The 16224-nt window shown below is 61.6% G+C and carries 10 protein-coding genes; 6 read left to right on the top strand and 4 right to left on the bottom strand.

Annotation, left to right across the window (positions count from 1 at the left end; genetic code table 11):
- Positions 1-299: 299 nt before the first annotated feature.
- The 6 genes from ACP7E0_RS14160 to trxA all read left to right on the top strand — a co-directional run bounded on the left by ACP7E0_RS14160 (position 300) and on the right by trxA (position 12210).
- The gene (locus tag ACP7E0_RS14160) at positions 300-2780 is read left to right on the top strand and encodes an ATP-binding protein (protein ID WP_426125675.1); all 2481 of its coding nucleotides are present in this window, start codon (positions 300-302) and stop codon (positions 2778-2780) included.
- Positions 2780-4267: a tRNA (adenosine(37)-N6)-threonylcarbamoyltransferase complex ATPase subunit type 1 TsaE gene (tsaE, locus tag ACP7E0_RS14165; RefSeq protein WP_426125676.1), complete on the top strand. Its 1488-nt coding sequence runs from the start codon at positions 2780-2782 to the stop codon at positions 4265-4267. The genes ACP7E0_RS14160 and tsaE overlap by 1 nt, the downstream gene beginning before the upstream one ends.
- 42 nt (positions 4268-4309) lie before the next feature.
- Positions 4310-5044, top strand: a complete 735-nt coding sequence (locus tag ACP7E0_RS14170; protein WP_426125678.1) for a nucleotidyltransferase family protein — start codon at positions 4310-4312, stop codon at positions 5042-5044.
- 4 nt (positions 5045-5048) lie between these two features.
- Positions 5049-8240 carry a double-strand break repair protein AddB gene (gene addB, locus ACP7E0_RS14175; protein ID WP_426125679.1) on the top strand — a complete coding sequence of 1064 codons (3192 nt, stop codon included), beginning with the start codon at positions 5049-5051 and terminating at the stop codon, positions 8238-8240.
- Positions 8230-11796 (top strand): double-strand break repair helicase AddA, encoded by a 3567-nt coding sequence (gene addA, locus ACP7E0_RS14180; RefSeq protein ID WP_426125856.1) that lies wholly within the window; start codon positions 8230-8232, stop codon positions 11794-11796. The genes addB and addA overlap by 11 nt, the downstream gene beginning before the upstream one ends.
- Before the next feature lie 90 nt (positions 11797-11886).
- Positions 11887-12210 (top strand): thioredoxin, encoded by a 324-nt coding sequence (gene trxA / locus ACP7E0_RS14185; RefSeq protein WP_113313031.1) that lies wholly within the window; start codon positions 11887-11889, stop codon positions 12208-12210.
- 61 nt (positions 12211-12271) lie between these two features.
- On the opposite strand, the gene ACP7E0_RS14190 is transcribed toward trxA, so the two are convergent.
- The 4 genes from ACP7E0_RS14190 to trpA form a co-directional block, all read right to left on the bottom strand.
- Positions 12272-12901, bottom strand: a complete 630-nt coding sequence (locus tag ACP7E0_RS14190; RefSeq protein WP_426125680.1) for a GNAT family N-acetyltransferase — start codon at positions 12899-12901, stop codon at positions 12272-12274.
- 43 nt (positions 12902-12944) lie between these two features.
- The gene (locus ACP7E0_RS14195; RefSeq protein ID WP_426125681.1) at positions 12945-14288 is read right to left on the bottom strand and encodes a bifunctional folylpolyglutamate synthase/dihydrofolate synthase; all 1344 of its coding nucleotides are present in this window, start codon (positions 14286-14288) and stop codon (positions 12945-12947) included.
- Between the two features lie 129 nt (positions 14289-14417).
- On the bottom strand, positions 14418-15332 hold the full coding sequence (gene accD / locus ACP7E0_RS14200) for an acetyl-CoA carboxylase, carboxyltransferase subunit beta (protein WP_426125682.1): 915 nt from the start codon (positions 15330-15332) through the stop codon (positions 14418-14420).
- Positions 15333-15382: 50 nt separating this feature from the next.
- Positions 15383-16222 carry a tryptophan synthase subunit alpha gene (gene trpA / locus ACP7E0_RS14205; protein WP_426125683.1) on the bottom strand — a complete coding sequence of 280 codons (840 nt, stop codon included), beginning with the start codon at positions 16220-16222 and terminating at the stop codon, positions 15383-15385.
- Positions 16223-16224 lie beyond the last annotated feature (2 nt).

Consider the following 16224-nt stretch of genomic DNA (forward strand, 5'->3'; position numbering starts at 1 on the left):
GTTTTTGGCACAATGATTCGTGACGAAGATGCGGAACAGACGCGTCGCGGATGGGATGTCTTGTCGTTGAGGCGGCAAACAGACGAAGACATGCCGGACTGCAATCGGAATTGAACGAGGCCCGCTTTAGCGGGATTTCGACTTAACACTGCTTGGCGATTTGCAACCGGACAAAATGACCTTGAACGGACCCTGCCGAAAGGCCGGGGCACGCTTCAAGGTATTGAATACACAGCTGATCGCGTGATTCGGGTTTTCCGGCGCATCGATCATATGTGGTGCAAACGGGGAAGCACGCCATGGAAACAGGTCCTTTGAAACGCGCTGGCGGCCGGATTCCGTCTCTGCTGCGCCGGTTCATGGCAAGCTCGACGCTCGTGGCTTTCGCCTGCCCTGCTTTTGCAGCGGTTGAAGGCGTGGCGACAGCCAACCTCTTCGGCTCGTCCGAAGTCGTGACCTTTTCCGTGCTGATCGGTGTCATTTCTGCAGCAATGCTGTCGGCCATCTGGCTGATCCGCCAGCGCGGCAATATGGAGACCGACAATCGCGAGCTGAACACGGCGCTGGCCGATGCCAACCACCGGATTTCGCGGTTCCAGGCACTAATTGCCGACAAGAACCGCCGCATCGTCGTTTGGGAAGGCCAGTCGAACAAACCTGAATTTCTCGGCCAGCTGCCGGCCGAGACCGGCGCACCACAGGATGACCGAGACTTCCTTGCTTTTGGCCGCTGGATTAAATCGCAATCAGCATCCGAGCTGGAAAAAGCCATCGAACGGCTGCGTTCGAATGCAGAGAGCTTCGACCTTGTCGTCGAAACCAGCCGGAGTGAAATCATCGAGGCCCAGGGCCGCGTTTCCGGCGGCCGCGCCTTCGTGCGTTTCGTGGCACTGAACAATCTGCGGGCCGAGCTTGCGGAAGTGAAAATGGAACGCGACCGCCTGCACGGCGCGCTGTCCAACCTGCATACGCTGCTCGACGCAATCGATCTTCCCGTCTGGCAGCGCGGGCCGGACGGCGCCATTCTCTGGGTAAACGAAGCTTATGCCGAAGCTGTTGAAGCCGCCGATCCTTCCGCAGCTGTCAAGGAGAGCCGCGAGCTTCTGGCAACCGTCGCACGCGAGAAAATCCGCGTCCTCAGCACTTATGATTCGCCCTATCGCGACAAGGTCTCCACCGTGGTGCGTGGAAACCGGACGTTCTTTGACGTGGTGGACGCCAAGAGCACCAGCGGATCCGCAGGCATGGCGATCAACGTCTCCGACGTCGAGGCCGTCCGCGAGGAACTCAACCGCACCCTGAAGAGCCACGCCGAAACGCTCGATCATCTGGCAACGCCGGTGGCGATCTTCGACGGCAGCCAGCAGCTGCAATTCTACAACCAGGCGTTCCAGCGCCTGTGGGACCTCGACATGGGCTTCCTTGAGCGCAAGCCCGGCAATGGCGAGATCCTCGACCGGCTGCGCGCCGTCGGCAAACTGCCGGAACAGCTGAACTGGAAGCAGTGGAAGGATTCAGCGCTCGCCGTCTATCAGGCGATCGAGACGCAATCCGACCTCTGGCACCTGCCCAACGGCCAAACCCTGCGCGTGTTCGCAACCGCCCGCCCGCAAGGCGGAGCCACCTGGGTGTTTGAAAACCTGACGGAAAAGGTCGATCTGGAAACCCGCTACAACACGTTGGTCCAGGTCCAGGGCGAGACGATCGACCACCTCTCGGAAGGTGTCGCCGTGTTCGGGCCGGACGGCCGCATCAAGTTGTCCAATCCTGCGTTCCGCGCACTTTGGGGCGTGAGCGAAATCGAAGCAAAGCCCGGCACGCATATCCGCGCCATCGAACAGGCCTGCGCGCCGTCCTACGACCAGCCGGATGGCTGGAAGCAGTTTTCCCATCTCATCACCAGCTTCGACGACGAACGCCCGTCCTGCCAAGGTATTCTGGAGCTGCGGACCGGCTTGATCCTCGATTTCGCCGTCATTCCGCTGCCCAACGCCCAGACGATGCTGACTTTCGTCAACATCACCGATAGCGCCCGGGTCGAGCGCGCGCTGACCGAAAAGAACGATGCGTTGCGGATGGCGGACCATCTGAAGAACGATTTCGTCCAGCACGTCTCCTATGAGCTGCGTTCACCGCTGACCAACATCATCGGCTTTGCCGATCTCCTGAAAACACCCGCTTTCGGATCGCTGACGGAACGGCAGGCGGAATATGTCGATCATATCTCCACATCGTCCTCGCTGCTTCTGACGATCGTCAACGACATCCTCGATCTGGCGACCGTCGATGCGGGGATCGTCGAGCTGGACCTGTCGGAAATCAACCTGACGGATTTCCTCGATGAAGTGTCGTTGCAGATGGCAGACAGGCTGCAGGAAAGCGCCGTCACCCTGCAGATCGATACGCCGGATATGCTGGGTCTGTTCGTGGCCGATCACCAGCGGCTGAAGCAGATCCTCATCAAGCTTTTGACCAATGCCGCCAATTTTGCGCCCGACGGCAGCACGGTCAGCCTGAAGTGCCGCCGCGAGGGCAGCGATTTCGTCTTCAGCGTCACCGACAGTGGCACCGGCATTCCGCAGGATGTGCTCGACGCCGTGTTCAAACGTTTCGAAAGCCACGGCCAGCACGGCGGTGCAGGCCTTGGTCTGTCTATCGTTGAAAGCTTCGTCAGCCTGCATCACGGCACCGTATCGATCCGCAGCCGCGAAGGCGAAGGCACGGAAGTGACCTGCCGCATCCCTTCGGGCGACCTGCCGCAGATCGCTGCGGCGGAATAATGCAGGTGATCGAGCTCACCCTCAAGGACGAGGCAGCCACCATCGAGCTCGGCGAAGATCTGGCGCTGGCCTTGAAAGCTGGTGACTGTCTGGCGCTATCGGGTGATCTCGGCGCCGGCAAGTCGACATTGGCGCGTGCCTTTCTGCGCGCCGTGGCTGACGATCCGGCGCTAGAGGTTCCAAGCCCCACCTTCACGCTGGTGCAGAGCTACGAGCTGCGCATTCCCGTTTCGCATTTCGATCTCTACCGGCTCGCGGATGTATCGGAACTCGATGAGCTGGGCTTTGACGAGGCCCTATCCGAGGGCATCTGCCTGGTGGAATGGCCAGAGAATGCGCTTTCAGCGCTGCCGAAGTCACGGCTGACCGCCACGTTTTCTCATCTCGGTGACGGACGCGCCGTCACGATCAGCGGCGAAGCCGCCGCCCTTGCGCGAATTGAGCGCAGCCTTGCCATCCGCGCCTTCCTCAGACAGCGCGGATACGGCCACGCCAAACGTCGGCATCTGAGCGGCGACGCTTCCGCGCGCGCCTATGAACGCATTCTCGTTGAGGGCGAGCCGGTCCGCATCCTGATGGACTCCGCCCGTCACACGCCGGGCCCAATTCTTCAGGACGGCAAATATTACCAGCAGCTGGCGCATCTGGCCGAAGACGTCATCCCGTTCGTCGCCATTGCCCGCGATATCAGGGACAAGGGATTTTGCGCTCCGGACATCTATGAGAGCGATTTCGATGCCGGCATCCTGTTGATCGAAGATCTCGGCAGTGACGGTATTCTCGACGCGGACGGACGGCCGATCTCCGAGCGTTACCTGGAAAGTGTGCGTGTCCTTGCTCATCTGCACGCGCAGCCAGTGACGCGGGACATATCGCTCGGCTGCGTCACTCACCACATTCCCGATTTCGACCGCACGGCGATGAAGATCGAGACCAGCCTGCTGCTCGACTGGTATCTGCCCTGGAAGCGCGGCGAAAAGGCTTCCGATGTCGAGCGCCATGGCTATTTTGCCGTCTGGGATCAACTGATCGATCTTATGCCTTCATCGGAAAAGAAGCTGCTGCTGCGGGATTTCCACTCGCCTAATATCATCTGGCGCGGCGACCGCTCAGGGTTCGACCGGATCGGCATCATCGATTTCCAGGATTCGATGATCGGCCCGACCGCCTATGACGTCGCCTCGATCACGCAGGATGCCCGCGTCACGATCGAACCGGACATGCGCGACGCGATGCTGTCGCTCTATTGCTCCGAGCGCCACGCTCTCGGAGCGTTCGACGAGACGACGTTCCGGCGCGACTGGCATCTGGTGTCCGCCCAGCGCAATTGCAAGCTCGTTGGCATCTGGGTGCGGCTGATGCAGCGCGACGGCAAGCCCTTCTATATGAAGCATATGCCGCGCACATTTTCCTATCTTGAGGTGGCGCTTCAACACGAAGCACTCGCGCCCTTGCGCGATTGGTGCATAAAGGCTGGAATCCTTTAGACCGAATCAACGGTCGAAGCTTCAGTGGAATACGTGCTGCCCATGTCCATCATCGAAAACGCCATGGTGCTCGCTGCGGGACTTGGAACCCGTCTGCGCCCGCTCACCGACACCATGCCGAAACCGCTGGTTCCGATCGCGGGAAAGCCGATGATCGACTATGTGCTCGATCTCCTGGAGGCGGCGGGCGTGACGACGGCAGCGGTCAACGTTCATCATTTCGCCGACCGGATGGAAGCGCATCTGGCTGAGCGAAGCCGGCCAAGCATCGTGATTTCAGACGAACGGGCAGCGCTGATGAATTCCGGTGGAGGCCTGGTCAAAGGATTGACGCTGCTTCCCGAAGGCCCGGTTCTGGTGATGAATGCGGACCTGTTCTGGGTCGGAGAAAAGCCGGATTCTCCGCCCAATCTCGAAAGGCTCGCATCCTTCTTCGATCCGGAAACCATGGACATGGCGCTGCTCTGCGTCCGCAACGAAGACACGACCGGACACAATGGCAAGTTGGATTTCTCGCTCGATGCGGAGGGGCGGCTTTCCCGCTACAAGGACGGCATGGACAATCCTGTCGTTTATGCGGGCGCCATCGCGCTGCACAGCCACCTTTTCACCGATGCGCCGCAGGATGCTTTCAACCTCAACATCTACTTCGACCGGGCGATAGCCAGAAACAGGCTTTTCGGTATCGTCCTCGATGGTCACTGGCTGACGGTCGGAACGCCTGAAGCGGTCGGCCAGGCCGAAGACGCCATCCAACAGTTTGCAACAGGAGCCTGATGACGTGACGGACCCCGTCTCCAACGTCTTCACCATTCCACCCGGCCTTCCCTTCCTGAAGACGCTGGTCGAAAAGCTGTGTTCCGGCGAACTGGTTCCGGGTTTTCGTTACGACACGGCCGATCCGCTGTCGCTTGCCGGCGTGACCATCTTCGTGCCGACTCGGCGCTCGGCCCGCGTGCTGCGCTCCGAGCTCGTCGATTGCCTCGGCGGACGCTCGGCGATTCTGCCGATGATCCGCGCGCTGGGCGAAACCGATGACGACAGCGGTTTTTTCGATGCCGAAATCCCGGCGATCCTTGATCTCGCGCCGCCTTTGCCCAACATCGCCCGGCTGATCGAGCTGGGCTGCCTTATCCTTGCCTGGCGAAACCAGCTGCCGAAGGCTGTGCTCGACGTGCATGCGGAAAGCCCGCTGATCGCACCGGCCAGCCCCGCCGATGCCATCTGGCTGGCGCGCAATCTCTCCGAGATCATCGACGCGATGGAGACGGAGGAGCTGGACTGGGACGCGCTCGGCAAGCTCGATGACGCCGACCATGCGCTCTGGTGGCAGCTGACGCTGGCGTTCCTGAAAATTGCCAGCAGCTACTGGCCAGCCCGGCTGGAGGAGTTGAAGCAATCCTCGCCCGCCCGCCACCGCAACGCCATCCTTGAAGCCGAGGCCCAGCGCATCGCCAGCGGCAAGGTGACCGGCCCGATCATCATCGCCGGCTCCACCGGCTCGATCCCGGCAACCGCCAAGCTGATTGCTGCTGTGCAGAAACTTCCAAACGGCACGATCGTCTTGCCCGGTCTCGACCAGACGATGAGCGATGCCGAGTGGATGATGATCGCGCCGGAAACCGGAACGCTGACCGGCCGGCCGGATCCGGCGAGCCGCAGCCATCCGCAATACGGGTTCTTCCGCCTGCTGAAGCGCATGGACGTTTCCCGCCAGGATGTTGCGGTTCTCGGTAGCTCGCAGCCTGATCTCGATTACCGGGCGGAGCTGATCTCCTATGCCCTTTTGCCGGTGCAGGCGACCAGCAGCTGGACGGCGCTGCGTGACGATGTGGATCCTGCCCGGTTGACGGCCGCCTTTGCCGACGCCGCGCTGATCGAAACGGCCAATGAGCGCGAGGAGGCAACCGCCATCGCCATTGCGCTGCGCCTGGCGCTGCACGGCAATGAGGAAAGCCAGGCAGCCCTCATCACGCCCGATCGCGACCTTGCACGCCGGGTCGCGGCAGAACTGATGCGGTTCGGCATTGAGGCCGACGATTCCGCCGGTACGCCGCTCTCGTCCACCGGACCCGGCAGCCTGACGCGTCTGCTGCTTGAGGCTTCGTTGCGGCCGGGCGATCCCGTATCGATCGTGGCGCTTCTCAAACATCCGCTCGCGCGTTTCGGCCTTTCATTGGAAGCGATGAATGCAGCGGCCACGACGCTGGAGCTGATGGCGCTGCGCGGGGGCACCGGCAGCGCCGATATTTCCGAGCTTGAAGCCCTTCTCGACCAGACGCTGCAGCATGAGATCGGCAAAAAGCATCTGCCGGAATGGCGCGGCCAGATCGATGACGAGACCATCGAACAAGCCCGCGATCTTGCCCGGCGCATTGCTGCGGCAGCCGAGCCGCTGGCCGGCACATTGGTGCGTCATCGCAGAAGCGGCCGTGGGCTGACGGCAGCCTTGCCGCTCTCGCAATGGGCAGAGAAAACCGGAGCCGCGCTGGAAGCGGTCGCCATCGATGAGCAAGGCAGCCTTGCCGGGCTGTGGTCGGGTGAAGCCGGCGAAGCACTGGCGACGCAGCTGCGCTCCGTCATCGACACCGAAGGCCAGCTGACGGCGGATGGGCCGCAATGGAGCGATATCGTCGAAGCCTTGTCGGCGAGCGAATCGATCAAGCCGCGCTCGATGCGCCATCCCCGCGTGTTCATTTTCGGCGCACTCGAATCGCGCCTGCAGAGCGTCGATCTCGTGGTTCTCGGCGGCATGAACGAAGGCACCTGGCCCGGCCAGACAGCCAATGATCCATTCCTGTCGCGCACGATGAAGACGACGATGGGGCTTGAGCCGCCGGAGCGGCGGATCGGCCAGCTGGCGCATGATTTCCAGATGGCCTGCGGCACGCGCAAACTCATCTTGACCCGCGCCATGCGCAAGGGTGCAACGCCGACCGTCGCCTCCCGCTGGCTGCAACGGCTTCTGGCTGTCGGCGGCAAGTCCTTTGCGGCAACGTTGCGCAACAATGGCAGGGACTATCAGCAATGGGCTGGTATGCTGGATCAGGGCGTCACCCAGCCGCTGGCCAAGAGGCCGGAGCCGAAACCATCAGCGGAACACCAGCCGCGCAGCTATTCCTTCAGCGAGGTGAGCCGACTACGGCGCGATCCCTATGCCGTCTATGCGCGGCGCATCCTGCGCCTACAGCCGATCGATCCCTTCAACCGCGATCCGGGCGCTGCCGAGCGCGGCACGCTGTACCACAAGATCGTCGAGCGTTTCGTGCGTGCCGGGCTGGATGCAGCATCGCCGGAAGCACAGACGGAAATGAACCGGATTCTCAACGAGGCTTTTGACGAGCAGGCCCTGCCTTCCCATATCGATATCGTCTGGCGGCCGCGCTTTGCCGCTGTCGGCAAGGCTTTCATCGATTGGGAAATCAGCCGCCAGGGCGATGTCCGCAAGAGTTTTACCGAACTCTACGCATCGATGGAACTTGGGGTTTCCGACATCAAGCTGACCGGCATTGCCGACCGGATCGATATTCTCGGCGATGGAAGCGCCGTGGTCGTCGATTACAAGACGGGATCGAACCCCTCGATCAACGAGGCCCGCGCCCTGCTCGATCCTCAGCTGGCACTGGAAGCGGCAGCGCTCAAGGCCGGCGCCTTCCAGAAGACGGGAGCGAAACACCCGCAATCGCTGCTTTACGTCAGGCTCAAACCCGGCGAGCGGTTTGCCGTGCAGGAGGTCAACAATGAGCACGCCAAGGCGCGCGCCAATGTCGAGACCAAATCGGCCGAGCAACTGGCCGAGGATTCGCTGAATGAACTGACAGGTCTTCTCGCTGCCCTGATGAGCGGCAAATACGGTTTTGCCTCCCGGTTGATCGTGCAAAAGGAACGCGATTACGGCGGCGAGTACGACCATCTGGCCCGCGTTGCCGAATGGGCAACGGCGGAAGGCGAGGATGACAGCAATGAAGGATGACGATTTCGGCCCGTTTGAGCCAACGCCGCAGGCCTGGCTCGACTGGACCTCGGCCAAGCAGGCACTTGCCTCCGACCCCGCCCGCTCCGCCTGGGTTTCCGCCAATGCCGGCTCCGGCAAGACGCATGTGCTGACGCAGCGCGTTATCCGGCTCCTGTTGTCCGGTTGCCGGCCGTCGGCGATTCTTTGCCTGACCTACACCAAGGCGGCGGCATCGGAAATGTCCAACCGCGTGTTCGAGCGGCTGGCCGAATGGGTGACGCTGGATGACGACGCGCTGGACGGCCGGATCGCGGCGATCGAGGGCGAGAGGCCTGACCTGTTGAAACGCCAGGAGGCCCGCCGCCTGTTTGCGCGGGCGCTAGAAACGCCCGGCGGCTTGAAGATCCAGACGATCCACGCGTTCTGCGAGGCACTCCTGCATCAATTTCCGCTGGAGGCCAATGTCGCCGGTCATTTCTCCGTGCTCGACGACCGCGCCTCCGCCACGCTTCTGGCCGATGCACGGCGGGCGCTATTGACCGCCACCGCAAGCGAGGATGACCGCGAACTGACCGAGGCCTTTGCCACGGTGCTCGACCTCGCCGACGATACCGGCCTTGAAAAACTGCTGTCTGCCATCGTTGCCCAGCGCACGCCGATCCAGGTGTTTCTAGATGAAGCCGCGAGCAAAGGGGGTATCGATCCGGCGCTTCGGCTGGCCTTGGGGCTCGGCCCGGATGAGACAACGCAAACGGCATTAGCCGGATTCTGGCCTCTGAAGGGTCTGAACGGTGCGGCGCTCGAACGTTATATCGGCATGGCGCTGTCAGCCGGGGGAGCCAAGGTTACGGAGTTCGCCGATGGCCTGCGCATGGTCGGCAAACTCGCCGATCCCCTGCAGCGCTATAACGCACTGAACGGGCTGTTCTTCACCCAGGCTGGCAAGCCGAAAGCCGATTCCGCCTTCATGTCCAAGGGTATGCGCGACAAGGCGCCGGATCTGGAGGACCTCGTCAACGGGGCCCGTGACCATATCGCTGCCGCCACCGACCGGCTCAACCTGATTGCGATGTTCGAGGCCACCAAGGCGGCACTGGTGCTCGCCGACCGGCTGAACAGCGACTACGAAGACATCAAGAAAAGCCGCAGCCAGCTGGATTTCGATGACCTGATCAACCGTACGGCGACGCTTTTATCGCGGGGCGATGTCAGCCGCTGGATCCACTACAAGCTCGACCAGGGTATCGACCATATCCTTGTCGATGAGGCGCAGGACACCAGCCCGGTGCAATGGACGATCATCCAGTCGCTCGCCGAGGATTTCTTCTCCGGCGAAACGGCGCGCGGTGGCAACCGGACGATGTTTGCGGTCGGTGATGAGAAACAGTCGATCTATTCGTTCCAGGGCGCCCGGCCCGAGCGGTTTTCCAACGAGAGCATCGAGACCGAACGGCGGGTCCGCGATGGCGGCAAGGCCTTCAGCCCTATCCGGCTGCAGCTGTCCTTCCGCTCTACCGAGGATGTGCTTTCAGCCGTCGATACCGTGTTTGAAAATCCGCTCCATGCCCGTGGTTTGAGTGCCCGTAACGATGCTGTCGTGCACGCCTCTAACCGCATCGGCCATCCCGGTGTCGTCGAGGTCTGGGATGCGATCGCGCCGGCCGACAGCATCCGGGAGGACGATTGGACCGCCGCCTTCGACGCGACGCCGGAGGATGCGCCGGCCAATATCCTAGCACAGCGCATCGCCTCTATCCTGGCCGACTGGATCGGCCGGGAAACGGTGATCGAAAAGGGCGTCAGACGGCCGATGCAGCCGGGCGATGTCATCGTTCTCGTGCGCAAGCGCGACGCCTTCGTTAATGCGCTGACCCGGGCCTTGAAGACGCGGGAGAATATCCCCGTTGCCGGCGCCGACCGGCTGGTGCTGACCAACCACATTGCCGTGCAGGACCTGATGGCGCTTGGCCGTTTCGTGCTTCTGCCGCCGGACGATCTGTCGCTGGCTGCGGTGTTGAAGAGCCCGCTGTTCAACCTTGGCGAAGACGATATCGCCGCGCTGGCGGTGGGTAGGCCATCATCCGTCAGTCTCTGGAAAAACCTTCTGGATTTCGGCGCCGACGAGACGAGCCGCTATCATCCCGCGCTGAGTAAGCTGCAGCGCTACAGATCGCTATCGCGTACCCTGCCCGTGCATGATTTCTACGCGCAGATCCTTGGCCAGGACGGCGGGCGGGCGGCCTATCTCGGACGGCTCGGCACCGAAGTCAGCGATATTCTCGACGAATTCCTGACCTTTGCGCTCGACCATGAAAAGAACGGCCTTCCCGGCCTGCAGGCCTTCATTTCCGGGCTGGAAATGGAAGCGCCAACGGTCAAGCGCGAACAGGACAAGGAGCGCAACGAGGTCCGCATCATGACGGTCCACGCGGCCAAGGGCCTAGAAGCACCGGTGGTCTTCCTGGTTGATGGCGGCGGCAAGGCGTTCAATTCCCAGCATGTTTCAGGCCTGCGCATGATCAAGCAGGACGATCATCAGGGTGCCATGGCCCTGCCCGTCTGGCGTCCGCCGGGCGCCGCATCGAACGCGCTGGTGGATGCGGATACAGACCGGCTGAAGACGGCGGCCGAGGAAGAATACCGCCGACTGCTCTACGTCGGCATGACACGCGCGGCCGACCGGCTGATCGTCTGCGGTTATCAGGGCAAGCGCGCCAACACCGAAAGCTGGCATGCGATGGTCACCGGCAGTCTGTCTGCCGATGAGCGCGGCCGCAGTGCGCCGATGACGTTTTCCGCCGGCGACCAGGAATGGACCGGTTATCGCTGGCAGGTTTCCGCGTCCGGCCGCGATCTGCAGACACAGGAGCGGGGCGTGGATACGGGGGAAACGCAACACACCGGCCTGCCGCCGGCACTCCTACAGCCATTGCCGCCGCAAAAACATCTGCCCCGGCCCCTCAGCCCTTCCGGCGCGGGTGCGGTGATCGACGAGGAGGATAGCGGTACCATCGTCGGTTCCTCCTTGTTCTCGCAAAAGCCTAGCGCCGACACGTCGTTGCTGCGCGGTGCGATCCTGCACCGGTTCCTGCAGGTCCTGCCATCGATCACGCCTGAAGAACGAGGGCCTGCGGCCGAGCGTTATCTGCTTCGCTCCGTTCCGCGCTGGTCTGCCCCGCAACGGCAGGCCCTGACCGAATCGGTCCTGAAGGTGATCGAGCATCCGGAACTCGCCGCGCTGTTCTCCGAAGGCAGCCGGGCGGAAGTGTCCGTCATGGGTGCGCTCAAGCTCGGAGCCAAGGATTTTGCGGTGTCCGGCCGTATCGACCGGCTGGCCGTCTCGGAAAAAACCGTCATCATTGCCGATTTCAAGACCAACCGCGAAATCCCGGAATCCGCCGAAGCGGTCCCCTTCGTCTACCGGGCGCAGTTGGCGATTTACCGCGCCCTGCTGAAGCCGCTTTACCCGGATCACCTCATCCAGTGTGCTCTGATTTATACCGGGGGTCCCACCGTTCTCATCCTGCCACAGGCGATGCTGGACGGGAGCCTTGTGGAGCTCGCGACAAAGTGAGATAGGGATGGGATTGAAAAGCTGACGCTCAACCATCACATGATGGACAACCGTTCGAAGAACGCCGATTTCGAAACCAAGGAGCAGCCTATGGCTACCGTAAAAGTCGATACTTCCAATTTTCAGGACGAAGTCCTGAACTCCGTCGAGCCTGTCATCGTGGACTTCTGGGCCGAATGGTGCGGCCCGTGCAAGATGATCGCTCCGAGCCTGGAAGAAATTTCCGTTGAAATGGCTGGTAAGGTCAAGGTTGCCAAGGTCAACATCGACGAGAACCCGGAAATCGCCGCCCAGTATGGCGTGCGCTCTATCCCGACCCTTGCCATGTTCAAGGCCGGCGAAGTTGCCGACATCAAGGTGGGTGCTGCGCCGAAGACGGCCCTGACCTCGTGGATTGCCAACGCTGCTGCGTAAGTGAAATTCCAAGTGGAATCAAAAAAGCCCGGGAAACCGGGCTTTTTTCGTTTCTGCAAAGTCATTTGACGCCGGCGGCAGGCTCCAGCAATGGAATATGCGGTGCAGCGGTTTTCGGTAGCAGACCCATCAGACGCGGATCGTCGTGGATCTCGACCATCAACGTATAGGGCTTGAAGCCGGAGCGCTGATAGAAGCCAACAGCGGCGGGATGATCGAATGTGCAGGTGTGCAGCCAGAACCGCTCGATCGGATGCGCCCACGCCTTGGCAATCGCCTGGTTCATCAGGAAACGGCCCGTGCCCTTGCCGATCGCATCCTTGACCACGCCGAAATAGACCACTTCGCATTCGCCGGTCACGCGAAAGTCGAGCTCGAGCAGGCCGATATCGCGATCACCGTCGCGCAGCGCATAGGTCTCCATCGACGGATGGGCGAGAATGTCGCGCACCTCGTCATCGCCGATCTCCAGCATGGAGACCCATAGCCAGTCCTCCCCGACCTCGCGAAACAGGCGCCGGTAGATATCGAGATTGTGTGGACCGAGGCGCACCAGCGTGAGCGGCAGGTCCGGCAAGCCGGCCGTTTCCGCCGGGCGCTTTCGCATTTCCAGAAACGTCACCACATTGGCAACCTTGCCGGGCGGGATGGGCGAATAGCCCTCGGGCAATTCAGGATTATTGTCGTACATTCGTTTTCTCTGCTCAGGAACTCAGATGGGCGAGCCGCGCGTTTTATCGCGGCGGCGTGCCGTTGTCGGCCAGAACGTCGCCGACCAGATAGAGTGAGCCGCCGATCAGGATGCGCGGCGCGACCGGATCCTCGTTGAACATCGCCGTAATCGCTCCAAGCGCTTCGGCGACTGTGGACATCGCGCCTGCCTCGAAGCCTGCCGAAGCTGCATCGGCGGCGAGAGCGACCGCGTCTATTCCAGCGTCGGAGCCGCGAATCGGAACGGTAAACACCTGTTCGGCCAACCCCTTGAATGCTTGAAAATAGCCGACCGGATCCTTGGTGTTGATCATTCCGATGATCAGGAACAGCGGCCGCGGATCGCGTTCTTCCAGGTTGGCCATTGTTTCGGCAATGACCTGGCCAGCGCCTGGATTATGGCCGCCATCCACCCAGATTTCCGATCCCTCCGGCGCCAGGCGCGCCAAACTGCCTTCGGTCAACCGCTGCAGGCGGCCTTGCCATTCGACCGTAACCAGTCCTTTGTCGATGACGGCATCGGATACATTGAAACCGGCGGCCTTCACGGCGCGGATGGCGGCGGCGGCATTGGCATATTGATGGCGGCCGGGCAGCCGCGGCAGCGGCAAATCGGCCAGACCGAAATCGTCCTGATAGACCAGGCGGCCGAATTCCTCATGCGCCATGAAGTCCTGCCCATAGACCGAGAGCGGGCAATTCAGCCGTTCGGCGATGGAGACCAGTACGTCGCGAGCCGTATCTTCTTCCTGATGGCCGATCACCACCGGGCAGCCGCGCTTCATGATCCCCGCCTTTTCGGCAGCTATCAGTTCGACACGATCGCCGAGATAGGCCTGATGATCGAGCGAGATCGGCATGATGACCGAAACGGCGGGTGTCTTGATGACATTGGTGGCATCGAAACGGCCACCGAGGCCGACTTCGATGATGACGACATCGGCCGGATGCTCGGCAAACAGCACGAAGGTGACGGCCGTCAGGATTTCGAAGACGGTGATCTTCTGGCCGGCATTGGCCTCGCCGACGCGGCGAACGGCATCGGCCAGCACGGCATCGCTGACCAGCGCGCCGCGTTCGCCCTTTTTGCCGAGGCGATAACGCTCGTGCCAGTTGACCAGATGCGGCGATGTATGAACATGGACGGTAAGTCCGGCAGCTTCCAGGATCGCGCGGGAAAAGGCAGTCACCGAACCCTTGCCGTTGGTGCCGGCCACATGGATGACCGGTGGCAGCTTGTCCTGCGGATTGCCGAGCACATCGAGAAGCCGGGTAATCCGGTCGAGCGACAGGTCGAAGCCCTTCGGGTGAAGCGCCAGCAGCTTGTCGATTTCCTGTCCGGCTTCGGACACCTGCACCGTGCTCATCACCGCTCCTCCAACTACCGCCGGAGCGCCGGGCGCTCATTCAAGCGCGCTCAAGACGCGCCAATCCCAAATGATCTCATCGCTTACGGGCGACCGGGGCAATCCCGAGCGCCCTTCGTATTTTTAAGCTCAGGCGCTGGCGGCCATCGGGACCGCAGCGATCGCGGTGCTGCCATTCAGCTTGGCGGCATCGACCGGCTTTTTCATCAGGATCTTCAGGACACGGGCCAGCGTGTCTGGAATATCGTGGCGCTTGATGACCATGTCGATCATGCCGTGTTCCATCAGGTATTCCGATGTCTGGAAACCTTCCGGCAACTTTTCGCGAATGGTCTGTTCGATGACGCGCTTGCCGGCAAAGCAGATCTCGGCACCGGGTTCGGCCAGATGCAGATCGCCCAGCATGGCATAGGACGCCGTCACGCCACCCGTGGTCGGGTTGGTGAGCACGACGATATAGGGAAGGCCCGCTTCCTTGAGCATCTGCACGGCGACCGTGGTGCGCGGCAGCTGCATCAGCGACAGGATGCCTTCCTGCATGCGGGCGCCGCCCGAAGCCGGGAAGATCACCAGCGGGCATTTTTCAGCAATCGCCTTTTCGAACGCCTTGACGATCGCCTCTCCGGCAGCCATGCCGAGCGAGCCGCCCATGAAGTTGAACTCATGCACGACGCCGACCAGCTTGACACCACGGCAACGGCCAACACCGGCAACGATCGTGTCTTCGAGATCGGTCTTGATGCGGCTGTCGCGCAGGCGATCGACATATTTCTTCGAATCGCGGAACTTCAATGGGTCCTGCGCCACCTTCGGCTGCGGCAGGCCCTCATAGACGCCATCATCGAACAGGTCCTTCAACCGCGCCTTGGCCGGCATCTTCATATGGAAGCCGGATGCGGGGATGACCCATTTGTTTTCCTCGAGATCGCGATGAAACACCATCTCGCCAGTTTCCGGGCACTTGATCCAGAGATTTTCCGGAACTTCCCGGCGACCGAGCATCGAGTTGATCTTCGGTCGAACGTAATTCGTGATCCAGTTCAAATCCAAACTCCTGAATATTCAAAGCCGGTCCTGCCCCACAATGTGGGCATTTATTCGGCCGCGACAAGTTTCGCGGAGCGAACGCCGACTGCAAGGCCGCGAACCAGCGTTTCGACGCCCGGTACCGTTGCCCCTGTTGATTTTCCGTCCCCGGTCAGGCTGGACGCTATCTGGTTGACGATGGCGGTGCCAACGACCACGCCATCTGCCGACGCACCGATGGCGCGGGCATGCTCAGCCGTCTTGACGCCGAAGCCGACGCAGACCGGAAGTTTCGTATGGCCCTTGATCCGCTGCACGGCACCGCCGACAACAGTGGGATCCGGCAGAGCGGAGCCGGTGATGCCGTTCATCGAGACATAATAGACGAAACCAGAGGTATTTTCGAGAACCTTCGGCAACCGCTTGTCGTCAGTGGTCGGCGTCGCCAAGCGAATGAAGTTGATGTCTTTCTTCAACGCCGGGATGCACAATTCGTCATCCATTTCTGGCGGCAGATCGACGACGATCAGGCCGTCGATACCGCAAGCCAGTGCGTCGTCGAGAAAGCGTTCAACGCCATAGATGTAGATCGGGTTGTAGTAGCCCATCATGACGATCGGCGTATCCTGATCGCTTTCGCGGAAATGGCGGGCGATCTCCAGGGTCTTGGCCAGTGTCTGCCCGCCTTTCAGCGCGCGCTGTCCGGCCAGCTGGATCGCGGGGCCATCGGCCATCGGATCGGAAAAGGGCATGCCAAGCTCGATGATATCGGCACCGGCCGACGGCAAAGCCTTCATGATGGCCAGCGACGTCTCGAAATCCGGATCGCCGCCCATGAAGTAGGTGACCAGCGCCGGCCGGCCTTCGGCGGCCAGATCGGCAAATCGTTTGTCCATGCGTGCGGTCATGC

The sequence above is a fragment of the Pararhizobium sp. PWRC1-1 genome (genome assembly GCF_049897905.1).
Taxonomy (GTDB): domain Bacteria; phylum Pseudomonadota; class Alphaproteobacteria; order Rhizobiales; family Rhizobiaceae; genus Pararhizobium.